The sequence below is a fragment of the Vibrio sp. B183 genome, from assembly GCF_000740665.1.
Taxonomy (GTDB): domain Bacteria; phylum Pseudomonadota; class Gammaproteobacteria; order Enterobacterales; family Vibrionaceae; genus Vibrio; species Vibrio coralliilyticus.
The window spans coordinates 316120-338872 of sequence record NZ_JPQB01000015.1; the positions used below are offsets into that span (position 1 = coordinate 316120).

A 22753-nucleotide genomic window follows, 5' to 3' on the forward strand; every position below is an offset into this window, starting at 1 on the left:
ATGACTAGTCGAAGCTCGCGATTATACAAAAGAAAGCCTCGTGGGAATACCACGAGGCTTTAAGGATTTGAGTCAAAAATGAAAAATATTATTTACTGTCTGCAAGAGCGTCTAAATAACGTTCTGCATCCAGAGCGGCCATACAGCCTGTTCCAGCTGACGTGATCGCCTGACGGTAGTTGTGATCCATGACGTCACCAGCGGCGAAAACACCAGGAACACTAGTCTCAGTTGCATTACCTTCAAGACCCGACTGAACGATGATATAGCCGTCTTTCATCTCTAGCTGGCCTTCGAAAATGCCAGTATTAGGTTGGTGACCAATTGCGATGAAAGCACCCATCACTTCTAGCTCTTCAATAGAATCTGACTTGGTGTTTTTAATGCGAACGCCCGTCACACCCATATCGTCCCCAGTGACTTCTTCCAGAGTACGATCGGTATGCAGAATGATGTTGCCGTTTTCGACTTTATCCATCAAGCGTTTAACCAGAATCTTTTCAGCTCTGAAGCTGTCACGACGGTGAATCAGATGTACTTCTGAAGCAATGTTAGAGAGGTAAAGCGCCTCTTCAACAGCGGTGTTTCCGCCGCCCACAACCGCCACTTTTTGGTTACGGTAGAAGAAACCATCACAGGTTGCACATGCTGATACGCCACGACCTTTGAACGCTTCCTCGGATTCAAGACCAAGATACTTGGCAGAGGCACCGGTAGAGATGATCAACGCATCACACGTGTATTCGCCACTGTCGCCTTTCAATCGGAATGGGCGCTGGCTGAAATCAACTTCGTTGACATGATCAAACACGATTTCCGTCTCAAAGCGCTCGGCATGCTCTTTCATGCGATCCATCAATGCTGGTCCTGTTAGACCTTCAGGATCACCTGGCCAGTTCTCAACTTCAGTTGTCGTAGTTAACTGACCACCTTGTTGCATGCCAGTTACGAGTACTGGATTAAGATTAGCGCGTGCAGCGTAAACCGCTGCTGTATAGCCTGCAGGGCCAGAACCAAGAATAAGTAGCTTACTGTGTTTTACGTCGCTCATTTGTGCTCCATTAGCGGTGACGCTTATCAATTTCTTTCGATTGTATGGAATAGTGGGGGCTATTGAAAGCGTTAGCAAGTCGCGGAAATGTAATTAATGGTTATAGATTAGAACGCAAACGATGGCGCTTTCAAAGCCTAATTTTACTCTTAACCGATTGAGCTAAAAGATATATATCGCTGTTAATAGATAAGTCATCTGAATTTTGGAGTTGCGAAACTTGTAAACTGGTTCGTATAACTGAAATTTTATAAATTATTGGATTAAAGTTCTTAATTATTATTTTTGTTGGATGTAAGTGCTGATATTTGTTGATCTGGCGATATAAATGCGCAAATAATAATTGTGAATAAGATGTTAATCCTATATTTCAGTGTGAACATTCATTAAGGAGATGATGATGTTACATAACCGCGAAACAACTTTGCAGCTTACAAAGCTAAGTGACTCTGCTTTTGCACAGTTGGCGCCGTCTTTTACCAAGCTACCTAATACCGAGCATGCAGATGGAAAATTCCGTTTGCGCCGTTACTCTGTGATTCAGTTTAAAGATGGTCAGGTTATTGATCTTCAAAAAAATGAGTTCATGCAAACGGATGACATTAACCGTTTTCAGGGCAATGTCGTGCGTCAATTCGAGCCGATTGAAACACCGACTCTCCAAAGTGAAGGTATGCGTGAAATTTGTCAGCTTTTTGTAGATGCAAACAAGCTGGCGGACGGTCAGGAAATTGAAATTCACCAAATGCGAATCTCTGCGATTTTTGATGAGACGCAGGTCGCTCCTGAAGGCGTGCATCAGGATGGCTTTGAGCATATTGCTCTTATCGGGATGGGGCGCCACAACATCGAAGGTGGTGATGTGATGCTATACAGCAGCTTTAACGAGGCGCCTTTCTTCCGTAAAGTTCTGCAAAACGGTGAAGTCGCTATGTTGGCTGACAATAAGTTATGGCATAACGCGACGCCTATTCGCTCTGTGATTGAGGGAGAAGAAGGGTATATGGACGTATTTGTACTAACCGCGAAGGAAGCCGTGAATGAACTTCACTCCTAATTTGGTACGCGCACAGTTTCGTGCGCTACAGCAAAGTCACAATGATCTGCCGGTGATGTTTCTTGATGGGCCGGGTGGTTCACAGGTGCCAAATAGTGTACTTGAGGCGATGACCGCGTATCTTGGCTTTTTTAATTCGAATCTTGGTGGTCACTATTTTTCCAGTGCCCATACCACCGATTTGATGAAACAAGCGAGAGAGTCTGCACAAGCGCTAGTGAATGCAGAGTCAAGTGACAACATTGTCTTTGGCGCCAACATGACGTCTCTCACTTTCCAGCTTAGCCGAGCGATCAGTCGCAACTGGCGAGCGGGTGACGAAATCATTGTTACGTCTCTCGATCATTATTCTAATGTCTCTAGCTGGCAGCAAGCGGCCGATGATAAGCAAGCGAAAGTCCTTCAGGCTCGAGTTAACGAGCAAGACTGCTCACTAGACATAGAACATTTGCTATCGCTGATCAGTCCCCAGACTAAACTTGTTGCGCTGACTTACGCATCGAATACCACAGGATCGATTGTGGATGTGAAACGTGTAGTTGAAGCTGCGCACAACGTCGGGGCAATGGTTTACGTTGATGCAGTGCATTACGCGCCGCACCATCTGGTCGATGTTCAACAACTGGGTTGTGATTTCCTTGCTTGTTCTGCTTATAAGTTCTTTGGCCCGCACGTTGGGATTGCCTATGTTGCACCTAAGTGGCTGCAGGCTTTACAGCCATATAAAGTCGAGCCCGCAACCGATATCGGTCCGGGGAGATTTGAAACCGGAACTCAGAGCTTTGAAGGACTAGCAGGTGTTATTGCTGCAGTGAAGTATCTGGCTCAATGGGGCAACGATGGTGATGATGTTCGCACTCGACTGATCGACTCTTTCCAGCAGTTCAATCAGCATGAATCGGCGATCAGCGAACGTTTTCTTGCTCGTTTAGCGGAACTGGAAGGTGTGACTTTATTAGGTCGTGATGATGCCAACAGTGAAGTTAGAACACCAACTTTTGCTCTGACGTTTGACAACCATTCACCTGAAGAGATCGCTAAGAAACTTGGTAAGCGCAACATCTGTGTCTGGAACGGACACTTCTATGCACTTGGCTTGGTTCGCCAACTTGGTCTTGAGGAATCAGGTGGTGTTGTTCGAATTGGTTTCATGCACTACAACACATTGGAAGAAGTCGATATCTTGTTTGATGAATTGAAACTTATCTTAGGGCAATAGAGCGGTCCGAGATTTTTTATCTGGCTTTTGAGCCGTTATAAAGACCCTCATGTAGGGTCTTTTTTGATCGTGCGAAAGGAATTATTCTATCTGACGGTCTGATTTCTCTAAGCAGGATGTAATAAGGATAAGCCGTGAATCTAACACCGCTCTCAGAGCACATTGGCGCTTTAGTTGAAGGCGTTGATCTTTCTAATCTGAGTGAGCAAGAATTTGATGCTCTGTACCAAGCGTACCTCAAACATAAGGTATTGTTCTTTCGAGATCAGGGAATGACACCGCAGCAACAGATTAGGCTGGCAAAACGTTTTGGTGACTTGGAGCCGGTACACCCGTTTTTTCCTCACCTAGATGACGAAGAGCAAGTGGTTGTGATTGAGACTTCTCCCGGTAATCCCCCCGGTGAAAGCTTCTGGCATACAGATTTAACTTGGCAGGCTACGCCGTGTCGTTGCTCTATCCTGCAAGCACAGCATTGTCCTCCGCATGGAGGAGACACCATCTGGACTTCGATGGAAGCGGTATGGTCAAGCCTAACCAGTGATGAGCAACATGCTTTACAGGGGCTAACGGCGACGCATGGGCTGCACGCGTTCGAAGGCAGTCGTTATGACTCCGTTAATGAACAAGGAGAGAGCCACGTAGCGACAGTATCTCAAGGTTATCCACCTGTTAAACACCCTCTTGTCGTCCGTCATCCGGAAACAGGCAATCTGACCGCGTACGTTAATGAGCAGTTTACCCATCGTATTAACGAGCTCGAAGAGAGAGGAAGTCGAAAACGGCTCGACCAACTGTTTGCTTTAGCACGGCAACCTGAATATCAGGTACGGTTTTCATGGCAACCGGGTTCTGTTGCCATCTGGGATAATATCTGTACTCAGCATTTTGCTGTGACTGATTATGGTGATCAGCCGCGCCGACTTCATCGCGTAACGGTTCGTGGCTCCGACTTGCTTCCAGCCTAGACAGTGCTGAGCGTCCCTTAGTTTCTGCCGTATACACGTGGTCGCTCAAATCGATAGAAACCTTGTTGCTCTTCTCTTTCGAGCGTGGACGCTTGATCGCCGAAATAGTTGGTACGAAGTTGAGTTAGCTGATTGTCTAACTCTTCGCCGGATAGACTGGCTAACAGCGCCTGCCTTTCCCCCATATATTGGTAGCCAATTTGCCAGCGGAGCTCATTTTCTTCATCCTGCTTTGCCGCCTTTTCGATTTGTGATTCGCTATAGCCTAAATCTCTACGGATGCTGGCTAGCTGCTGTGCTCTTTCGTAGGGAGACATATTGCTCAAGTCATGTTGGACAGAATCAAGGCTGAAGAAAGTGCTCGCCATCATTGCAGGGCTAAGGATTTTTCCTCCAGCTTGTTCTGCAAAGTTGGTTTCAATGGTGGCTTTGAGTGTAAAAAGACGTTGATTGATTTCCATATCATAAGCGCTGTTGAGCAATTCAATCGACTTTTGCGTATCAGCGATTCTTTGCTCCCGCTCGGCAAGCTCTGCTGACCAAATGATATCGGCGTCGTCGCCAAACAGTTCACGTCGTTTTGCCCACACCGCTATTTGTTTCTCTTCAAATGTCATTGCGAGTAGAGGCTTCATTTCAGAGAGTAGCCATTGTTCATAATCCTCCATCAAAGCGATTTTCTCAAAGATGATGTCTGCGTATTCCGGAAAAGCTTGTTTGATCACCTCATGAAAAAGGGAAGGGGATTGGTCTGGGTATTTTTCTGCCAGATAGTTTCTAAAATCACGCAGTCCTACCTGAATTTCAATTTGGTTAATACGATCCTTGAGCTCATTTTGTAATTGAATCGCGAGGCTATTGACGATGTTGAATGCATTACGTTCTTCTTGGCCAGTGACTCGTTCAGACAACACTTCGGCAGAGTGATCCGTACTCTCCTCCGCAGACAAGATGACAGGAACACTGTTGATTGCGATAGGCGCAAACCAAACTCCCACCCCTGCAATGGCACAAACGGCTGAAGCCCACACCCACTTACTCATTCTTTTCTCCTTATCAGTTTTAAACAGTTCACCGGTGGTTGCCCACCGGCGATTGAATTTAAGCCGCTACAGTACGGCTTGTAGGTAAGGCCAGATTAGCTGAGCCAATTTTTGAGAGCCCGATGTGGTGGGATGAATATTGTCTGATAAGACATCTTCTGGTGCGATGTAGGGTCTAGGATCGACAAACTGACAAGAAACGGTGGTGTTTGTACACGCATCAGCCAGACGGTTATCGCCAAAGTCGATAGCCTGATGAAGGTTTTCCTTGTCACCAGTGGTGTAGTAATAGCCTAAGTAAATCACTTGCTGAACACCATTTTGATCCATTTCGTTTAGTAAGTTCACGGTCTCGACATATACATCGTCAACCAAGCTTTTACATTTACTGCTTAGTTCTGGACGATACCAAGTGGTTTTACATTTATGAGGGTCAAAGACAGCTGCGGGCAACAAGATGTCGTTACCGCCTCCATCCATCACTATGACATTAATGTTCGGGTCATCGCTCTGAGCATCTTGATATTGCTCAACAACAGGTTTGGCGACAACCCCTCCACTCAGCTTTGCGCCGCTTAAGGTGTAATCACGGAACGTGGTATTGGCCATTTCAGGCCCTTCAAGAAATTGCTGTAGTTCTCCTGAAAGGTCAAAAATGGAATCGCCCAGTGTAATCACATCGTTGCGTTCAGCTTCGGTCACGTACGGGTTACCTACGCATCCTGCTAGTAAAGCGAGCAGTGCCGTGCTTGTTGCCGCTTTAAGTAGAGGTGAAGAGCCAACGTTTCTGTTCTTTTGTATTGTTTTCATTTTTCTTCTCACTAATAGATTGACGTTAAGCACTAAAATCGTGCTCCAATTGAATTTAGTTGGCATATTGAAATGTTTCAAAATATTGAAATAAAACATGTTTAATGACAAAAGACTCAGATATTTAGTGAGAGCTATGCACTGAACGCGTGTTCGTTTGAAAAGTATTCATCTAGGGAAGAAAAGGGATGTTTGTAAGTAAATTCTCATTAAATTGACTATCGACATTGATACATTAGAAGTTATATTTCGGGTAAATATAAAAACAAAGAAGTTTGGCTATTATGAAGAAAGTCCTGATTTGGTTCGTTTTACTGCTGACCGGTTGTGCTCAGCAAAGTACGAGCATTCCTATTCAGCAAGATACTAACTGGACGTCTGGTCAGTTAGATAACGGGCTGAAATACCACATTTATCCGATTGATACTGAAGCGATATCTCTTCGCTTGTTTGTTCATGCTGGCTCTCTGGAAGAAAAGCCAGACCAACTTGGATACGCTCACTTTGTCGAGCATATGGCATTTAATGGCAGTGAAAACTTTACGCCAAATGAAGTCATTGAGTTGATGGAGAAAACTGGGGCGAGTGGACACGATGTCAACGCTTATACCTCGTATGAGGAAACGGTCTATACACTCAGTTTACCTAATCAAGATGAACTGGATAAAGCGATGCTTTGGCTAAGAGATGTCGCTAGTCGTGTCACATTTGCACCAGACGAAGTTGAGCGTGAAAAAGGCGTAGTTCTGGCTGAATATCGCCGTAGGGTACCTGAGCATCAGTCTTTCTACGACAAAGCCTATGAAAACATCGTGAAAGGGACACCTTATGAAGGAAAAGAAGCGATTGGTACGCCTGAGACTATCCAAAACGCGACTTCTCAATCACTTAAAGCGTTTTATGATACTTGGTATCAGCCTCAATCAAGTGAACTGATTATCGTAGGGGACATTAAGCGTAAAGATGCAAAGGCTTTGGTTGAGAAGATGTTTGCCGATTGGCAGCCGACCAGTGACCTACCACCGCCGGCTCGATCAAAAGCAGAGATTAATAAAGGCGATTTTGTGGCTCAAGTGGGTATTGATGAGCCGTCCTTGGCTGGGTTGATATTTTACCTTGGCAATGCTGAGGTTCTAACAAGAGAAGATCTTATCGAGTCTTGGAAGGATAGCATTGTTGCGCGATTAATATCGCATCGATTGGACGCTGTATACTCGGAGCATGCATTACCTTTGCGTGGCTTTAATTCCAGTATCTACACCAATGTTAATGAGCGTGTATACGATGCGTCTATTGCATTTTCTTCCCAAGACAGAGATACCGTCCAGCCTCTGTTTTTGAAGACTTTGGCGTCAATAAGGGATCACGGTGTGAGTCAGGAGGAATTAGACGTAGTAATGGCAGAGTATCGAAGCAGTCGTGAACATGCAGATGATGATTGGTTTCAGCGGGGAGCTGAAGATTTTGCTGAAGACCGAACGTTCCAATTGGCAGAAGGTGAACCTTCTCAGTCGTTAGCTGATTACAAACGCAGCCTCGATCAATTACTGCGGACAGCGGATATTGAGGTCATCAATCAACATGCACGAAATATGCTATCTTATTCATATGATATGTTCGTCGGTACTGATCGCACAGAATCGGTTGAGCAAGTGAAGCAAACTCTACCTGAGTGGAAAAGCATGTATGGAATGCCTGGTGTTGCCAGTAATCGTATCAGTACAGACGTAGATGGATTGATTGAAGTCGAGTCTATTAACCCTTTGCCTGACGCCATAAATGGCAATAATGGAGAAGCAACTTGGTCTTTGGATAATGGCATAGATGTGCTATTTGACCCTGAAAATGACAGCGATTTTGCTCACATTGTTTATATGTCGGCAGGTGGTAAAGCCGTATTGAACAGAGAGCTGTTACCCGCATCTCAGTTGCTTCTTGCAACAATTATAAAGAGTGGTGTTGGTCAGTTTAATGGTCCGCAGCTCAAGTCGTATGTTCGCAAGAATAATATTGATGTACAGATTTACATTAACGGAACAGAACATGGCTTCGAAATTAGTGTTCCTAAAGATCAGGTCAATGATGTCCTCAAGCTTCTGTACAACCTAATGGTGTATCCTAAGTTCAGTGAACAGCAGCTTGAGGTGTTAAAGAAGGAATACTCTGATGAACTGATGTCTTACCTTAGATCGCCACTCGGTCAATGGTATGACGCGATTGAAACTAATACCTACGCACAGCAAAGCGTCTATTTTCCTATCAAAGGTCATGAATTTGAAAACGTAACGGTAGATCAAGTTCAACAAGCATATGATGAGCTATTTAGGAAATCTCGTAATAGCAAATTGGTGATAGTGGCTGGGTTAGAATCTTCGCAGGTTGTACACGGTGTGAAGAATTATGTTGCGACTATTCCACTAGAAGCGGCAACAATGCCATCTTATCAAGTGAATTTTAATGATCGCTCCGATAGCAAAGTTAACCTGGCGATCAACAATGAACCAAACAGTCGTTATCTATTACGTGTCATCAATAAATCGGCGCGACCTCAGGATGCCAAACTGTCATTGGTTGATGAAGTTATTCAACGTATTTTAGTCAGACGATTAGATGCGTATGTGCGTGAAGAGCTGAGCTTAGATTATGCTCCTGATAGCTACTACTCTACCGACCACAATGAGCCGGCAACCGATTGGACACTCGAAGCGCAAGTTGCAGTGGAAGACCTGACTAAAGTCGAGCAGGCTATAGACAAGGTCATTCAAAAACTCATCGCAGCAGTGACCCAGGAGGAATTAACTATCGCTAAGGAACAGTTGGATGTGTACCTCGAAGACACGATTAACTACCCCTCAGACGTAGCTTGGTTCCGTGCGTTAACCTTGGTGAATGGTTTTGGTCAGGATTCTTTTACTCAGGCAAGAGATGTGGCAAAAACAATCACGTTAGATGACGTGAGAGTTCGTATTGTTGAATCATTTGGTCAAAGTGCAGAGAAGTATAAATACTTACTCAGCCCGCTAGACCAATAAGCCTCCGTATGACAAAAAGCCCTTTCATTTTTTAGTGAAAGGGCTTTTTAGTTATTTCAATGTATCTTTGAATTAAGCGCTGACTTCGACTTCGTAGGAAGTGAATTTGCGGATGTTGATAACACCAGTATCAAAAATCATATACTGACCTTTGATCCCCTGTAAGACACCAGTCACTTCAGGGTTCTTATCAAAGTTATGCGATGTGATTTTTGTCGGGTGCTGCAAAACTGGGTAGCTGATGGACGTGATATCAGCGTTGAGTATCTCAATCGCATCATCACCGAATTGCTGCTTGATCTCAGCGATTTTGTCCTCAACCAACGGCAATAGCTCTGCAAACTTCTCTTCAAGTGGCATTGGCTCGCCATCTTCTTTCAACAAAGTTCGCCAGTTGGTTTTATCTGCAATATGCTTCGCCAACTCAACTTCTATCAGCCCCGAGATCTGACGAGTCTTTACTTTGAATATTGGTAGACCTTGGGTTGCGCCTTGATCAATCCAACGTATCGGGATCTGTGTATGGCGGGTAATTCCGACTTTGAGGCTAGATGTATTCGAAAGATAGACGAAATGATCAACCATGCAGTTATCTTCGCCCCACTGCGGCTCGCGACATGTGCCTTGATCATAGTGACACGTTTCCGGTTTCATAATGCACATATCGCAGCTGGCGAGTTTTTTCATGCATACAAAACAGTGACCTTGGGAATAGCTCTTCTTAGTCTTTTTCCCACAAGAGCTACAAAAAATGTTGCCCGTGTGAGTCAAGGTGATGCTCTGGCCTATGAAAGGTTTGAGGTCGACGAGTTCTTCGCCAACCGGAAGACGATAGTGAACCTCACCATCTAAGGAAGCACGCATTTTACTCAGCGTACCTTTTGCGATTAAAGACATGACATTGCTCTTTTTTATATTTTACAGCTCTTATATGGATTGGTGTTTTAGTCGAGCTGTTTTACTCAGAGCTAGTGTAGCAGAGAAAGCGATTCGGCAATAATGCTACCTTCGCTACCATACAAAAGTGCTAGTTTTTATAAAGATAATTATGGAGTTGAGACGAGGCCAGAAGTTGGTGTTATCGGTACAACGGCAAGCACGGCAAAGCTTTATCTGGCATCTATTTAGATTTCGATTTTTTAAACAGAACAATGATAAAGCTGACGCGAGCAGATGAAGCTTTATACCAAGTGAAAACTAATGGGTGCAACCGAATTGAAATCAGTTAGTAATCGCTTCGTTTTCCATCACGCTTTCTTCAACCACGAGCTGCTCCGCTTCGTTTGTATTAATCGGCTCTTTAGGACCAAGGAACTTTGGTTTGGCTCGGGTGATATACAGGTCAAGCACGGCTTTAGCGCGGGCAAATACTTCTCTCAACCTTATTTGATAACCAGAGTGTGTTGATGGCCCCGGTACCGCGAAGCACTTAGCGTTGATATTGTGAAAATTGGCGATGAATAATGCTCGCTCGCAATGGAACTTTTGAGTGATGATCAAGAAGTTATCAGTGTCGAAAATCTCTTTTGCGCGAACAATAGAATCGAGGGTGCGGAATCCAGCGTAATCGAGATAGATATGATTCTCTGGCACTTCAGCCTTAAGCAAGTCACGCTTCATCGTCCAAGGTTCGTTGTAGGAACGATGAGCATTATCACCGCTTAACAGAAAGTTATCGACTTTGTCATTCTGGTATAAATCAATCGCGGCGTTAATACGATTGGTGTAGTAATCATTGAGGATCTTGCCTAGATATTTACTCGTCCCCAGCACAACGGCAACATCGAAATTGCCAATTTGCTCTGGGTTGGTATAGAGCTGATCTTTGGTCTGATAAGAGACCCAGCGGTCAATCAAGAACAGGGAAATAGCCGCGCAGATAAGCAAGAGTGGGATATAGCGAAGCCCCTTTAGCGCGTAGGCCAAATAATGGTCAGAGGGTTTAGGTCTGTGAAAGAGTCTTCGCACTAAATTTGTCGATTCCGTTGAGCCCATGAACCAATCAATATAAAGCTGACAATAATAATTGAGAACATGATGCCAGCGTCCATATCACGCAATGTCCGAGCGAGGTAAGGGGTTGCTTTAACAATGATTAAGCCGTAACCAAAGGCGTTAATCAAGACAAATACTACGGTTCTGAGTACAAAGTTGTGGTTTCGCAGCGTTCTTCTTAGCAAAGTGTTGATCTCGCCCCCTGCCATCACAAGGAAGCAAGCAATTAGAGCTGTTGATATTTCAGTTAAATATGGGAGTAAATATTTTCCCGCAGGGGAAAGGAATTCAAAAATCATCATAAACAAAAAAGCCCCTGTTACCAGGGGCTGAATCAATATAGAAATTAGAATGAAGTACGTTTGTAACGACGGTAAACCGGCTGCCAGAAGTGGTTTTCAATCGCTTCTTCTAGCGCTTCGTCAGTGATTTCAAGCGCGACACCTTGTTCAATGGCTTTCTTCGCTACTGCAAAGGCGATCTTCTTCGATACCGAGTGGATTGCTTCAAGAGGCGGCAATAGCGCACCTTGACCATTAATCGCTAAAGGTGAGCATGTCGCTAGCGCACGGCTTGATTCCATAAGCATTTCGTCAGTAACGCGCTTCGCCTGTACTGCAAGTACACCTAAACCAATGCCTGGGAAAATGTAGCTGTTGTTACATTGAGCGATTGGGAACGTCTTACCTTCGAATACAACCGGATCAAATGGGCTGCCTGTCGCGACCAAAGCTTCGCCATTTGTCCAACGCATAATATCATGCGGTGTAGCTTCGACGCGGCTGGTTGGGTTCGACAGTGGGAATACGATTGGGCGTGGGCAGTGTTTATGCATCTCCTTGATAACATCTTCACTGAACAAGCCAGGCGCGCCAGATACGCCGATAAGTACCGTTGGTTTTGCGTTGCGCATAACGTCAAGCAGTGAGTAACCATTACCTTCCGCTTCCCAGTCACCCGTGTTGCTGTGCTTTTGAACAAGGCGTTGTTGGAAGTCGAGTAGGTTAGGCATACCTTCCTGAAGTAGGCCCCAACGGTCAACCATGTATACCTGAGAGCGTGCTTGCTCATCAGAAATACCTTCAGATACCATTTGAGCGATGATCGCTTCTGCGATACCACAACCTGCAGAACCGGCACCAAGGAAAGTTACACGTTGTTCAGACAGTTGTGTGCCAGCCGCCTGACATGCTGCCAGTAGTGAGCCGACAGTAACAGCAGCTGTGCCCTGAATATCATCGTTAAAGCAACAAATACGATCTTTGTAGCGCTCTAGCAGAGGCATTGCATTTTTCTGTGCGAAGTCTTCGAACTGGATAAGGGCATCTGGCCAGCGGCGCTGAACAGCCTGAATAAACTCTTCAACGAATGCATCGTATTCAGAGCCAGTAATTCGTGGATGACGCCAGCCCATGTACATTGGGTCTGCAAGACGCTGAGGGTTATTAGTACCGACATCCAATACGATTGGTAGTGTGTAAGCCGGGCTGATACCACCACACGCTGTATATAGAGCTAGCTTACCGATAGGAATACCCATACCACCAATGCCTTGGTCACCAAGACCAAGAATACGCTCACCATCCGTTACAACGATGACTTTTACATTGTGGTTGGATGCATTGTTAAGTAGGTCATCGATGCGGTCGCGGTTAGCGTAAGAGACAAAAAGACCACGGCCACGGCGATAGATGTTAGAGAAGTTTTCACATGCCGCACCTACAGTTGGTGTGTAGATGATAGGCATCATTTCAGAAACGTGGTTCTGCACCAAGCGGTAGAACAAGGTTTCGTTAGTATCCTGAATATTACGTAGGTAGATGTGTTTATCCATATCGCTTTCGAAGTTGCGATACTGCTGGTAAGCACGTTCCACTTGTTCCTGAATTGTTTCAGTTGTTTCTGGTAGCAAGCCTTCCAGATTAAAAGATGCTCTCTCTTCCGCTGAGAATGCACTGCCTTTATTGAGAAGAGGCGTACTAAGAAGCGCTGGACCAGCGAAAGGAATATATAAGGGGCGTTTGTCGTTATTCATCACTTGCCTATTGTCGTAGGGTCTTAAGGAACGGGAACCAGAAAATGATAGGGATTAGTGATCATATTGTAAACCGAATATTCATGCATTCTGGCACAGATTAAGTATATACTTTCCGCCTTTTCCATGATCTCAACGCAAACGATGTTCAGCTTACCTATAGATACCCTCAAAACCGACTTTCTGAACCTTCTTTCTGCTCACCATATGATAGTAGAAGCGGAAACTGGCTCGGGCAAATCAACCCGATTACCACTATGGGCGGCGGAACAGGGGAAAGTGTTAGTAATTGAACCTCGGCGTATCGCCTGCACTTCATTAGCGCAGTTTCTCGCAGAGCAGAAAAATGAGCCGCTTGGCCGTTCAGTGGGGTATTCGATTAAGCTGGAAAACCGCTGTGATGAGAAGACGCAAATTGTCTTCGTGACTCCGGGTGTCGCACTACGTTGGTACTCTGAAAATCAACTCAACGACTTTAACACCATTATTGTTGATGAGTTTCATGAGCGCCGCTGGGACACCGACTTGCTGGTGGCATTATTGAATCAGCATAACCAACATCGCTTAGTGATTACCTCCGCGACCATTGAAGGTGAGAAACTTGCACGTTATGTCGGTGCCGAACGTCTGCAGGCAAAGGGGCGTAATTTTGAGGTAGCCATTGCTCATCGTGCTGGTGATTCAAGGCAACTGCCGGATAGCCGAAATCTGGAGCAAAAAGTCAGGGCAGAAGTGGAGAGCTTGCTTGATCTGGATGGTGATATTCTGGTCTTCCTGCCTGGGCGCAAAGAAATTACCCAATGTCAGAGCGTACTCGCGCATATTGAAGAGCTGATAGTAGCGCCGCTGCATGCCTCAGTCACCGATAAACAGCGAGAGATTGCTCTCAACCAGCAAGAGAAGCAGAAAGTGGTGCTCGCGACTAACGTTGCTGAAACCTCGCTGACCATACCGAATGTGGTTGCCGTTGTTGATTCTGGTTTGGAGCGACGTACTGAGCAAAGAAACGGCAAAACTACTCTGAGCCTAAAACATATTTCTAAAGCGAGCGCGAGACAACGTAGCGGCCGCGCGGGTAGGGTGATGGATGGCATCTGTATTCGCTTGTATGGCGAACATGCGGCGTTAGCGGACGTTACGCCACCAGAGCTTCATCGGGAAACACTCACCGAAGCCATGTTAGCGTCTGCCAGTTGTGGGTATTCTCTTTCTGAGCTGAGCTTTTTGGAACCATTGCCAGAAAAGTCGTTTGCTCAGGCAACAAACATTTTGCGTGGAATGGGGGCTATCGATGAATCCGGTCTAGCGACTGCGCACGGGCAACGTATTTACCCGCTTCCGATTGATGCTTTGTATGCTGATTTGGTGACTCGTATGCCGCAGCGAAAGCTGCAAGAGGCCATGGTGGATCTAACCGCAGTGCTGGCGACGCCAGCGTCTCTGTATCGTTTGTCTTCAAATGAAGAAGCACTAGAGCAGCTTGGTAAAGAAGAGCCTTTGGGGTGTGATGCAGAAATAGCTATTAAAGTAGTGCGTGGGGACGTGCTTTCTGGTGTGACCATTGATCAGGATGTGCTCAAAGAAGCACAGGTGCTTTGTCAGCAAATGCGGGCAGTATTCGAGCTACCTGAGCTTAGTGTTGCTTCTCGTTACTCTCACGATGAGTTGGTTGAAGCAATCGCATCTCTGCATCCTGAGCTGTTGTTTGTCAGAAGAGAGCGGCGCCGCGAAGCCCTAGGTAACGGTCAAATGGAAGTCACTTTGGGCCGTGCAAGTCGTTTGCCTGATAACATTGAGGCGGCACTGGTGCTGGATACCCACAGCTTACCGGGCCGTGGTGTTAAACAAACACTGACTCTTGCTACTGTGACGATGCCAGTCAGGCTTTCTCTTTTTGAAAAGTTAGAGATTGGTGATTGGGTGGAAGGCGATGTGGTCAGTGTGGACGACGTTCCCCATATAGAACTCCATATGATGTACGCTGGGCGAAAAGTGGCCTCGAAAAAAGCCCAAGCACAGGGCGAGCTTGCGATTAAACCACTACTTGAAGCCGTTAAGCGTGAAGAGCTGCTACCGGGATTTGCTAAACAGCGGCATCAACAGATCGAACACTGGAAATTGTATCAATCACTGGATAAATCCTCTGGCTCGCCGATTCAGGAATCGTTGACATTCGACTCTTGGTTTACTGAACAACTCGAAATATTGGAATTAACAGATATTTCGGAGCTAGAGATGTTTAGCGCAGACGATTTTCCTTTTGAAGGCATTCCTTACTGGGAGTATGAAGTTTTTGCTGCCATGTATCCGTTTGAACTCTACATTGGTGATCTGCAATTGAGCGTCGAATATCAACCGATGAAAAAGCTGGTGTACGTGGTGTATAAATCGGGTTTACGTAAAGGCGACCCGAAACGCTGGGAATTACCGCGATGGGCAGGTTGGCGTGTGCAATACAAAAAAGCGAGTCGAATTATAGATATCCGCTAGCCAGAATAACTATCCATTGGCTTAGGATAAATTTTGACCCTGAAATATTACGCAACTGATTACCCATGTCTCTATCTTGTGCATCTTTTGTTATCGGGTTGGTTTTGATATAGCTTTTTGACCAAAAAAATGGGTATAAAAGATGATTGTTTTATATCCTATTGCTATATGGCTAATGATAGACGATATTGAGGACACTGTGTTGCCTACCAGAGGAGATTGATATGGAACATCAGGGCAAGACAAGTGTTGTATTCGACTATACTTCTTTTCTTGGCGCGTCGTGCAGTAAGAAATGGACTTTCTTAGAAGCAATGAGTACCTTCGCACCTATTTTCAGCCTGGCTTGGAAAAGTACGATTAAAGAAACGGTATCGGCGGAAGATCGCTTGTGGGATCAGGCAATGAAATCCTTGTCAGCAAGCCGCAGTGATGAGTCCAATATTCTGACACTAATGCAACTGGCAAGAAGTGAAGGCATTGAAGAGCTGAAACTGGTTATGCCTTATGAATTAGAGCTAGAGCAAATCGAAAAACTGAGGACCCGCTCTAACACTCACATTGAAAGCCATCAGCAAGATGAGTTGATCATTACCTTCTAGGGCCCGAGAACGGGCCTTTCTCTTTTAAGATAATCCTATTTATCTCTCAATAACTTGCGTCAAACTGATCTATACTTTCAAATCCAGAACGGCAGTCATTTCTCATTATCGAGAATGCGTTCTCTCCCATAAATTAGCTTTATTCGTCTGTATTAAAGAGGTATTCATGGAAGTAAAACTGCCTTATCTCCTTACTCCAATGCTTTTGGCGGCGTCATTGTCTGCTTACGGGCAAAGTACGACTAACAACCTCAACTACAACTTTCTATACGCCGACTTAAGTGCGGGCTCGCTTGGTGAGAATTTAGGGGTGAACAGCAATGTGACTTCTTTAGCGGTGGGCGGCAACATGCTTATCGACAATCAATTTCTCGCTACATTGGATTACGAAGCGAGGTTCATCCATCCGCAAAACACCACTACAGAAATTTATACTTTACTGCCTGGTGCCGCATTTAGGTATCCATTAGAGGATAAGTGGGATTTGGTCGCAGGCGCGAAAGCTGGTTATATTTGGTCAACGCAAACTAATGATATTACAGATGCGAAGATTTCAAGCGACAATAAGTTCATGTGGGGCGGTGATTTGACGCTTAAATACGAGTTAAATAAGTCCTGGGAGCTGTCAGTGACAGGTGGGTTAAGACGGAGTGATATTCTAGATGAGGATATCTTTAATATGCGTGGGGATTATCAGGTGTCGACGAAATTGGTCTTCGGCGGTTTCTATACGCATCGAAACAATGGTTCAACGACGACCAATGAAGGTGGCGTTAGTATACGCTATCTGTTCTAGGTGCTATCACACAAAAAGAGCCAGCATTAGCTGGCTCTTTTTTATTGGATTCTGGTCGCTTATAGAACAGCTGCCAGTGCTTTACAAAGTGGTAGCATGTTCGAACGAGTCATACCTGCTACGCTGATGCGGCCTGAACCTACGATGTAGATGCCGAACTCATCTTTAAGGCGAGTCACCTGTTCTTTTGAAAGACCAGAGAATGAGAACATACCGTTTTGACGTTCAATGAAGCTAAAGTCAGCGTCAACGCCTTGCTCTTTCAGTGTCGCAACAAACAGCTCGCGCATGTCTTGAATACGGTCACGCATTTCTTTTACTTCCGCTTCCCATTCATTGCGCAGTTCAGCATTGTTAAGAATGTGCGTCACAACTGCGCTACCGTGTGCTGGTGGGTTAGAGTAGATAGAGCGGATGATCGCTTTCACTTGAGAGAATGCTGTGCCCGCTGTCTGCTCTGATTCCGCAACTAAGGTGAATGCACCTACACGCTCGTTGTAAAGGCCAAAGTTCTTAGAGAACGAGCTCGCGACTAAGATCTCTTTGTTGTATTTAGCAAAAATACGTAAACCTGCCGCATCTTCTTCAACGCCTTTCGCAAAACCTTGGTAAGCGAAGTCGAACAGAGGTAGCAGTTTTTTGTCTGCTATCAGTTTGGCTAGTGTTTCCCACTCTTCAAGTGTTGGGTCAATGCCCGTTGGGTTATGGCAGCAGCCATGAAGAAGTACAATATCACCTTCTGATGCTTGTTCAAGATCCGCTACCATTGCCGCGAAATCTTTATCTTTTGTTTCAGCGTTGTAGTAGCTGTACTGAGCAGTTTCGATACCTGCTGCAGTGAAGACACCATTGTGGTTAGCCCAAGTAGGGTTGCTGATCCAGATCTTCACATCACCCAACTGACGCTTGATGAATTCGCCTGCAACGCGCAATGCACCAGTACCGCCAGGAGCTTGAGCAGTTTTTGCTAGCTTGTTAACAACGATGTCAGAATCTGCACCAAACAGTAGTTTCTGCACCGCTAGACCGTACTCAGCTGTCCCTTCGATAGTTAGGTATGACTTGGTCTTTTCGCTTTCAATTAGTGCTGCTTCCGCTTTTTTAACGGTTGCAAGAACAGGGGTTTCACCTTGTTCATTTTTGTAAATACCAACGCCAAGGTTAATTTTGTCTGCGCGAGAGTCTTTTTTGAACTCTTCTGTCAGTCCAAGGATAGGATCTGCAGGTGCAGCAACTACTTTTTCAAACATAATTGTCATCCATGTTAGTCGAAGGGAGGATATAAATATTTCGGTTATTTATACCTTATCTGCGCTTGCTGAGACAACATCAACCAGTAAGAAAATTACAAAATAGGCACATTTTGTTATCACCCAACGCATAACCTGCATTTTTCCAATAAAAAGCAGGTCATAAGCGACTGAGTTAAGCAATTAGATGTGAAGTCGTTGGAAGGAATTTAGGCTGGCGCGTTGGCTTGAAGTTCTTCCAAAGCCATCGCATTTTCTTCGGCCTCTAAACTACGATATTTGTCTGCAATATCGACAAATTCCTGTTCTATAGTCAGAAAGGCGTCAACCAGTTCAGGATCAAAATGACTGCCTTTACCCTCAAGGATAATCGATTTGGCTTTTTCGTGGCTGAAGGCTTTTTTGTAAACACGCTCAGAGATTAGCGCGTCATACACATCAGCAAGCGCCATCAAACGGCCCGAGAGCGGTATCTCGTCTCCTTTTAGTCCCTTCGGGTAACCATTACCGTCCCACTTCTCATGGTGAGTCAGAGCGATCTCTTTCGCCAGCTGAAGGAAAGAATTACTGCCCAGATGCTTCTCTGCAATTGAGAGGGCTTTGGCGCCAATTTCAGGGTGACGCTTCATTGTCTTGAATTCTTCATCGGTGAGCTTACCGGGTTTGAGCAGGATATTGTCAGGTATACCCACTTTACCCACGTCGTGCAGTGGAGCAGATTTGTAAAGCAGTTCGATGTAGTTAGGTGTTAGAAGAGCTTTATGTTTATCAAATTTGCAAAGGTAGTTTGCCAAAGCGCGAATGTACTCTTGGGTACGCAAGATATGCGCGCCAGTTTCGTTATCTCGAGATTCAGCAAGAGCTGAGAGGGAAACTATCGCGACATCACGTGTGGTTTTAACTTCGTCTTGAGTTGATTGCAGGCTATCGAGCATCTTGTTGGTCAGAGAGGCCATCGAGCCTAGCTCATTGTGCTCAAAGATAGGTAAACGCTTGGAAATATTTCCCTGAGCGACTTCCAGCAAAGAACACTCTTGAGATAACAAAACTTTGCGCATCAGTTTGGTCCATAGGACGAGAATGGTTACTACATACGCGCCGAGTACTATAGACAAGTAGATAAACTCTTTAATGACACTAATGGTGCCACTGCCATCAAGAACGCGCTCAGGATTGTGTTCTAACCAGAATATGTCTTTTACCGCAACCATGGTGAGCATGGTCGTCAAGGTGATCAGCAACATGCAGATCATCATGATCATTTGTTTGACCATCGACTGACGTTCGCCACTGAGTTCAAAATGGTATTGTTCTGTCTGGGTCAGTTGATCAAATTTCTCAATCTTGGAGATTAATTGCAAAATTAAGCCGGAGAAGAAACCAAACAAGGTCATCCCAAATAAAACCTTGAGGTTACTGTCGAGCCCAAAATCGTATTGGACGTTATAGAAGATCGCGAGTGGAACGCTGCCCATAAAAAACAGGGTGGCATCGAGTCGGGCTTGACGCTGCTCTTCAAGTAAAGAATGGTTATTGAGCAAAAAATGTCGAACGAGAAACAGAGCGCCAAAGGTTACACCGACGTGGAATAAAATCTCTTGAGTTGTCAGTGTTTCTAGAAAGGGACAGACTCGCCCACCATAAGTACCAAAAACCACAGCCGCAATCGCATACAGTTTAAGTGTTAGAGGCGCGTCATAGTTGGAGTTAGCCATTTTCTAGCCCTTGTTCTTATAGCCGTACTCAGCTTCCGCCAAGCCAAGTTTCATATTCTTCATTTATAAAATGACCCGCGATATTATCGTTTAATTTCGAGTTTAGATACATTTTTGCAACTTTAGTAGTAGTGGTTGTACCAATTGAGAGAGATATCAATGGCCTGAAGGCTGCAAAAATAAAGTCACACACCGCGTCCGATGTGTGACTTAGTAGATGAAGTTATGGGATGGGCTCGAAAATAGTTACTTTAGCTTTTTCGCTGCCCAGTCATTTAAGTGTGAAAGAATTGCTTTTACCGCGTGTTTTTCGGTGGGTTTCTCGTTTTGCTCCACATCTATGTCTTTTTTAGGGTGTGAGCCAGTCGCGTCTTCAGCGATGTGTAGCCAGTCCGGATGCCAGTAATATGGCTGACCGTGTGGAGCAATCCAGCTATGAACACCGTTGCTTTCACCTTTGTATTCGATATGTGACTCATCGTATTTCTTCATTATTATCGGTCCTTACGTTAAGTTATTTGGATCACTAATACGTGATTAAATGTAACAGAGAAGTAAATATTTAATGTGATTAGTATCAACAAACAGAATGCGTTAAAAATTAACTAAATTGTTTTAGTTAGCTTAAGCCAGTGTGAATCAAATGTGTGATATCTTTTGTCTCCTGAATGAAAAGGTGAGGGAAGTATGAATCGCTATCAACAATTGGCTGAGCAGCTTAAGTTACAAATTGAGAATGGTATTTGGCGTGCAGGAGAGAAAGTACCTTCTGTCAGAATGACCAGTCGTAACTGTTCAGTCAGCGCTTCAACTGTCCTTCAGGCGTATCAACTTCTTGAATCTCAAGGGTGGTTACTCGCCAAACCACAGTCAGGTTATTTTGTTACTTCGATCATGGAACGGGTTCCAACTCCTGAGCCAGAAAGCAAAGTCGTTGCACCTGAATTTAACGATAAGCTGTATGAGTTCTTACAAAGTAACAGTAAAGCCGATATTGCCCTCGGTTCGGCTTTTCCTGACCCTCAATTATTTCCTCTTCAATCACTAAACCGTCATTTGGCAAGTGCGGGGCGTAAAATGCCGCTTAACAGCGTGTTTGACAACATGCCGCCCGGCAACGAGGCACTGCGTCGCCAAATTGCGCAGCGTTATCTCAAGCAAGGTATAACGGTTTCTCATACTGATATCGTCATTACCTCAGGCGCAATGGAAGCGCTGAATTTAGGGCTCCAGGTGGTAACCCAGCCAGGTGATACCGTGATCGTTGAAGCCCCAGCATTCTATGGCGCCATTCAGGCGATTGAGCGATTGAACCTAAAAGCCATCGAAGTCCCAGTTCATCCTGAAACTGGGTTATGTTTGGAGAAGTTTGAGCGAGCGCTTAAAAAACATAAGGTGACGGCGTGCTGGCTGATGCCAAACTTCCACAACCCGACCGGAGCCAGCCTATCGTCGGCTAACAGGCAAAAGGTTATTGAATTGGCGAACCAACATCAGCTTGCCATTGTGGAAGATGATGTTTATTCCGAACTCTATTTTGGCGATCGTAAACCGATGCCGCTTAAATACTGGGATCAAGAAGACAGGGTTCTGCTGTGTGGTTCATTGTCTAAATCCTTATGCCCGGGCTATCGGGTCGGCTGGGTTGTGAATGGTCAGTTTAATGAGCGTTTACAGAAGCTCCAGCTTGTGTCGACCTTGTCTGGCAGCGTCCCCGTTCAGGAAGGGGTTGCACATTTTCTTCAGTACGAAAGCCTCGATAATCACTTGAGAAAACTACGTAAGGAATTATCTGCCAGACAGCAGGCTTTTGTTGAGGTCGTAAAGCGCCATTTTCCTCAAGGGACGAAAGTCAGTCAGCCTCAAGGAGGGTATTTTATCTGGCTAGAGTTGAGTAAGAATGTTGACACATACCTGCTGTATCAAACATTGCAAAAGCGCGGCATTACCATTGCTTATGGACGCCTTTTTAGTTCCCGCGAACAGTTCCAAAACTGCGTCCGTCTGAATGCGTCTTATCCGATGACTAGTGAGCTGGAACAGACCGTGATAGAAATTGCTAACGCGATCACTGATTAAATACTGTTTGGCTTTTTTTCGCTTCAACTGTACTGCGCTAACTGATGAGGTCTGTGATGAAATACTCCAGAAATGTAAACAGTTAGCGAGGAAAGTATGGAAAAACAACGCTATAAGCAGGAATTTCGTTTGATTGCCATCGCGATTTTCAGCGCATTCTTATTGATTTTTGGTCACCTGATTCTTGCTAAGTCTTTTGCTGATATGGTGTGGACTGAATACACCGCAGCAGCCATTCCGTTTGTAATGTTTGGGCTTTGCCTGTTCGGTATCAAATACGCTTCAAAAGCGGAAGATTCCCAATAGTGAAAATAAACCTCCCTATGTAAGGGAGGTTTATTGCTGTGCACTACTCATCAGGATTTGCGGAGGTTGGGTGACTATTATCGGGATAGAGCCCCATCAAATCTTCCGCATTCTGCAACCAATCTGGATGCCAGTAATAGGGATGTGAACTGCTTGGATGATCCCATTCCATGGCATGCTCATGCCTTCCGTAGTACGACAAATCGTCCAATCGAAACACTCTCATTGTTTGACTCCTCACTACAAAGCCACTTAGTAATTATGAGCCATATTTGAGTGTTTTTCAGGGATCAAAAAAGCCTCCC

The 22753-nt window shown here is 45.1% G+C and carries 20 protein-coding genes; 9 read left to right on the forward strand and 11 right to left on the reverse strand.

Features of this window, described 5'->3' with window-relative positions:
* Positions 1 to 88 precede the first annotated feature (88 nt).
* Positions 89 to 1051, reverse strand: a complete 963-nt coding sequence (gene trxB, locus IX95_RS17730) for a thioredoxin-disulfide reductase (RefSeq protein WP_038162486.1) — start codon at positions 1049 to 1051, stop codon at positions 89 to 91.
* 397 nt (positions 1052 to 1448) lie between these two features.
* Between trxB and IX95_RS17735 the strand changes: the two genes are divergently transcribed.
* From IX95_RS17735 to IX95_RS17745, 3 genes are all read left to right on the forward strand, one after another.
* On the forward strand, positions 1449 to 2108 hold the full coding sequence (locus IX95_RS17735; protein ID WP_031343163.1) for a 2OG-Fe dioxygenase family protein: 660 nt from the start codon (positions 1449 to 1451) through the stop codon (positions 2106 to 2108).
* Positions 2092 to 3327 (forward strand): cysteine desulfurase-like protein, encoded by a 1236-nt coding sequence (locus IX95_RS17740; RefSeq protein ID WP_038162488.1) that lies wholly within the window; start codon positions 2092 to 2094, stop codon positions 3325 to 3327. Before IX95_RS17735 ends, IX95_RS17740 begins: the two co-directional genes overlap by 17 nt.
* A gap of 134 nt (positions 3328 to 3461) precedes the next feature.
* Positions 3462 to 4295, forward strand: coding sequence for a TauD/TfdA family dioxygenase (locus tag IX95_RS17745; RefSeq protein WP_038162491.1), 834 nt, complete (start codon positions 3462 to 3464; stop codon positions 4293 to 4295).
* A gap of 17 nt (positions 4296 to 4312) precedes the next feature.
* On the opposite strand, the gene IX95_RS17750 is transcribed toward IX95_RS17745, so the two are convergent.
* Complete coding sequence (locus tag IX95_RS17750; RefSeq protein ID WP_038162493.1) at positions 4313 to 5338, reverse strand: hypothetical protein; 1026 nt, start codon at positions 5336 to 5338, stop codon at positions 4313 to 4315.
* A gap of 66 nt (positions 5339 to 5404) precedes the next feature.
* Complete coding sequence (locus tag IX95_RS17755; RefSeq protein WP_038162496.1) at positions 5405 to 6148, reverse strand: SGNH/GDSL hydrolase family protein; 744 nt, start codon at positions 6146 to 6148, stop codon at positions 5405 to 5407.
* Positions 6149 to 6432: 284 nt separating this feature from the next.
* Between IX95_RS17755 and IX95_RS17760 the strand changes: the two genes are divergently transcribed.
* Positions 6433 to 9180 (forward strand): M16 family metallopeptidase, encoded by a 2748-nt coding sequence (locus IX95_RS17760; RefSeq protein ID WP_038162499.1) that lies wholly within the window; start codon positions 6433 to 6435, stop codon positions 9178 to 9180.
* 72 nt (positions 9181 to 9252) lie between these two features.
* Here IX95_RS17760 and IX95_RS17765 read toward each other — a convergent pair whose 3' ends face one another.
* From IX95_RS17765 to IX95_RS17780, 4 genes are all read right to left on the reverse strand, one after another.
* Positions 9253 to 10077, reverse strand: a complete 825-nt coding sequence (locus IX95_RS17765) for a DUF2797 domain-containing protein (protein WP_038162502.1) — start codon at positions 10075 to 10077, stop codon at positions 9253 to 9255.
* Between the two features lie 324 nt (positions 10078 to 10401).
* Positions 10402 to 11148: a SanA/YdcF family protein gene (locus IX95_RS17770; protein WP_019276088.1), complete on the reverse strand. Its 747-nt coding sequence runs from the start codon at positions 11146 to 11148 to the stop codon at positions 10402 to 10404.
* Positions 11148 to 11477, reverse strand: a complete 330-nt coding sequence (locus IX95_RS17775; protein ID WP_019276089.1) for a DUF3392 domain-containing protein — start codon at positions 11475 to 11477, stop codon at positions 11148 to 11150. The genes IX95_RS17770 and IX95_RS17775 overlap by 1 nt, the downstream gene beginning before the upstream one ends.
* A 44-nt stretch (positions 11478 to 11521) precedes the next feature.
* Positions 11522 to 13210: an NAD-dependent malic enzyme gene (locus tag IX95_RS17780; protein WP_006958916.1), complete on the reverse strand. Its 1689-nt coding sequence runs from the start codon at positions 13208 to 13210 to the stop codon at positions 11522 to 11524.
* Positions 13211 to 13354: 144 nt separating this feature from the next.
* On the opposite strand from IX95_RS17780, the gene IX95_RS17785 reads away from it, so the two are divergent.
* The 3 genes from IX95_RS17785 (at position 13355) to IX95_RS17795 (ending at position 17098) form a co-directional block, all read left to right on the forward strand.
* Positions 13355 to 15700 (forward strand): helicase-related protein, encoded by a 2346-nt coding sequence (locus IX95_RS17785; RefSeq protein ID WP_038162773.1) that lies wholly within the window; start codon positions 13355 to 13357, stop codon positions 15698 to 15700.
* 224 nt (positions 15701 to 15924) lie between these two features.
* Positions 15925 to 16302 carry a hypothetical protein gene (locus tag IX95_RS17790; RefSeq protein ID WP_006958914.1) on the forward strand — a complete coding sequence of 126 codons (378 nt, stop codon included), beginning with the start codon at positions 15925 to 15927 and terminating at the stop codon, positions 16300 to 16302.
* 166 nt (positions 16303 to 16468) lie between these two features.
* Entirely contained in the window at positions 16469 to 17098 is a 630-nt protein-coding gene (locus IX95_RS17795; protein WP_038162505.1) for a membrane protein, read from the forward strand.
* Positions 17099 to 17157: 59 nt separating this feature from the next.
* Here IX95_RS17795 and IX95_RS17800 read toward each other — a convergent pair whose 3' ends face one another.
* The 3 genes from IX95_RS17800 to IX95_RS17810 form a co-directional block, all read right to left on the reverse strand.
* Entirely contained in the window at positions 17158 to 18348 is a 1191-nt protein-coding gene (locus IX95_RS17800) for an amino acid aminotransferase (RefSeq protein WP_038162509.1), read from the reverse strand.
* 209 nt (positions 18349 to 18557) lie between these two features.
* A complete protein-coding gene (locus tag IX95_RS17805) occupies positions 18558 to 20063 on the reverse strand; it encodes an HD domain-containing phosphohydrolase (protein WP_038162512.1) in 1506 nt (501 codons plus the stop codon).
* A gap of 246 nt (positions 20064 to 20309) precedes the next feature.
* Positions 20310 to 20555: a hypothetical protein gene (locus IX95_RS17810; protein ID WP_038162515.1), complete on the reverse strand. Its 246-nt coding sequence runs from the start codon at positions 20553 to 20555 to the stop codon at positions 20310 to 20312.
* A gap of 195 nt (positions 20556 to 20750) precedes the next feature.
* Here IX95_RS17810 and IX95_RS17815 point away from each other — a divergent pair, with 195 nt between their 5' ends.
* Entirely contained in the window at positions 20751 to 22142 is a 1392-nt protein-coding gene (locus tag IX95_RS17815; protein WP_006958909.1) for an aminotransferase-like domain-containing protein, read from the forward strand.
* A 96-nt stretch (positions 22143 to 22238) separates the two neighbouring features.
* Positions 22239 to 22448 carry a hypothetical protein gene (locus IX95_RS17820; RefSeq protein WP_006958908.1) on the forward strand — a complete coding sequence of 70 codons (210 nt, stop codon included), beginning with the start codon at positions 22239 to 22241 and terminating at the stop codon, positions 22446 to 22448.
* Between the two features lie 43 nt (positions 22449 to 22491).
* Here IX95_RS17820 and IX95_RS26335 read toward each other — a convergent pair whose 3' ends face one another.
* Positions 22492 to 22674, reverse strand: a complete 183-nt coding sequence (locus tag IX95_RS26335) for a hypothetical protein (protein ID WP_129542181.1) — start codon at positions 22672 to 22674, stop codon at positions 22492 to 22494.
* Positions 22675 to 22753: the final 79 nt, after the last annotated feature.

What these genes read in the sequence shown, in the direction of transcription:
- IX95_RS17805 (WP_038162512.1), bottom strand. Translation starts at nt 20,063, where the DNA reads ATGGCTAACTCCAACTATGACGCGCCTCTAACACTTAAACTGTATGCG.
- IX95_RS26335 (WP_129542181.1), bottom strand. Translation starts at nt 22,674, where the DNA reads ATGAGAGTGTTTCGATTGGACGATTTGTCGTACTACGGAAGGCATGAG.
- IX95_RS17820 (WP_006958908.1), top strand. Translation starts at nt 22,239, where the DNA reads ATGGAAAAACAACGCTATAAGCAGGAATTTCGTTTGATTGCCATCGCG.
- IX95_RS17775 (WP_019276089.1), bottom strand. Translation starts at nt 11,477, where the DNA reads ATGATGATTTTTGAATTCCTTTCCCCTGCGGGAAAATATTTACTCCCA.
- IX95_RS17815 (WP_006958909.1), top strand. Translation starts at nt 20,751, where the DNA reads ATGAATCGCTATCAACAATTGGCTGAGCAGCTTAAGTTACAAATTGAG.
- IX95_RS17785 (WP_038162773.1), top strand. Translation starts at nt 13,355, where the DNA reads ATGTTCAGCTTACCTATAGATACCCTCAAAACCGACTTTCTGAACCTT.
- IX95_RS17795 (WP_038162505.1), top strand. Translation starts at nt 16,469, where the DNA reads ATGGAAGTAAAACTGCCTTATCTCCTTACTCCAATGCTTTTGGCGGCG.
- IX95_RS17790 (WP_006958914.1), top strand. Translation starts at nt 15,925, where the DNA reads ATGGAACATCAGGGCAAGACAAGTGTTGTATTCGACTATACTTCTTTT.
- IX95_RS17755 (WP_038162496.1), bottom strand. Translation starts at nt 6,148, where the DNA reads ATGAAAACAATACAAAAGAACAGAAACGTTGGCTCTTCACCTCTACTT.
- IX95_RS17735 (WP_031343163.1), top strand. Translation starts at nt 1,449, where the DNA reads ATGATGTTACATAACCGCGAAACAACTTTGCAGCTTACAAAGCTAAGT.
- IX95_RS17765 (WP_038162502.1), bottom strand. Translation starts at nt 10,077, where the DNA reads ATGTCTTTAATCGCAAAAGGTACGCTGAGTAAAATGCGTGCTTCCTTA.
- IX95_RS17740 (WP_038162488.1), top strand. Translation starts at nt 2,092, where the DNA reads ATGAACTTCACTCCTAATTTGGTACGCGCACAGTTTCGTGCGCTACAG.
- trxB (WP_038162486.1), bottom strand. Translation starts at nt 1,051, where the DNA reads ATGAGCGACGTAAAACACAGTAAGCTACTTATTCTTGGTTCTGGCCCT.
- IX95_RS17760 (WP_038162499.1), top strand. Translation starts at nt 6,433, where the DNA reads ATGAAGAAAGTCCTGATTTGGTTCGTTTTACTGCTGACCGGTTGTGCT.
- IX95_RS17800 (WP_038162509.1), bottom strand. Translation starts at nt 18,348, where the DNA reads ATGTTTGAAAAAGTAGTTGCTGCACCTGCAGATCCTATCCTTGGACTG.
- IX95_RS17810 (WP_038162515.1), bottom strand. Translation starts at nt 20,555, where the DNA reads ATGAAGAAATACGATGAGTCACATATCGAATACAAAGGTGAAAGCAAC.
- IX95_RS17750 (WP_038162493.1), bottom strand. Translation starts at nt 5,338, where the DNA reads ATGAGTAAGTGGGTGTGGGCTTCAGCCGTTTGTGCCATTGCAGGGGTG.
- IX95_RS17780 (WP_006958916.1), bottom strand. Translation starts at nt 13,210, where the DNA reads ATGAATAACGACAAACGCCCCTTATATATTCCTTTCGCTGGTCCAGCG.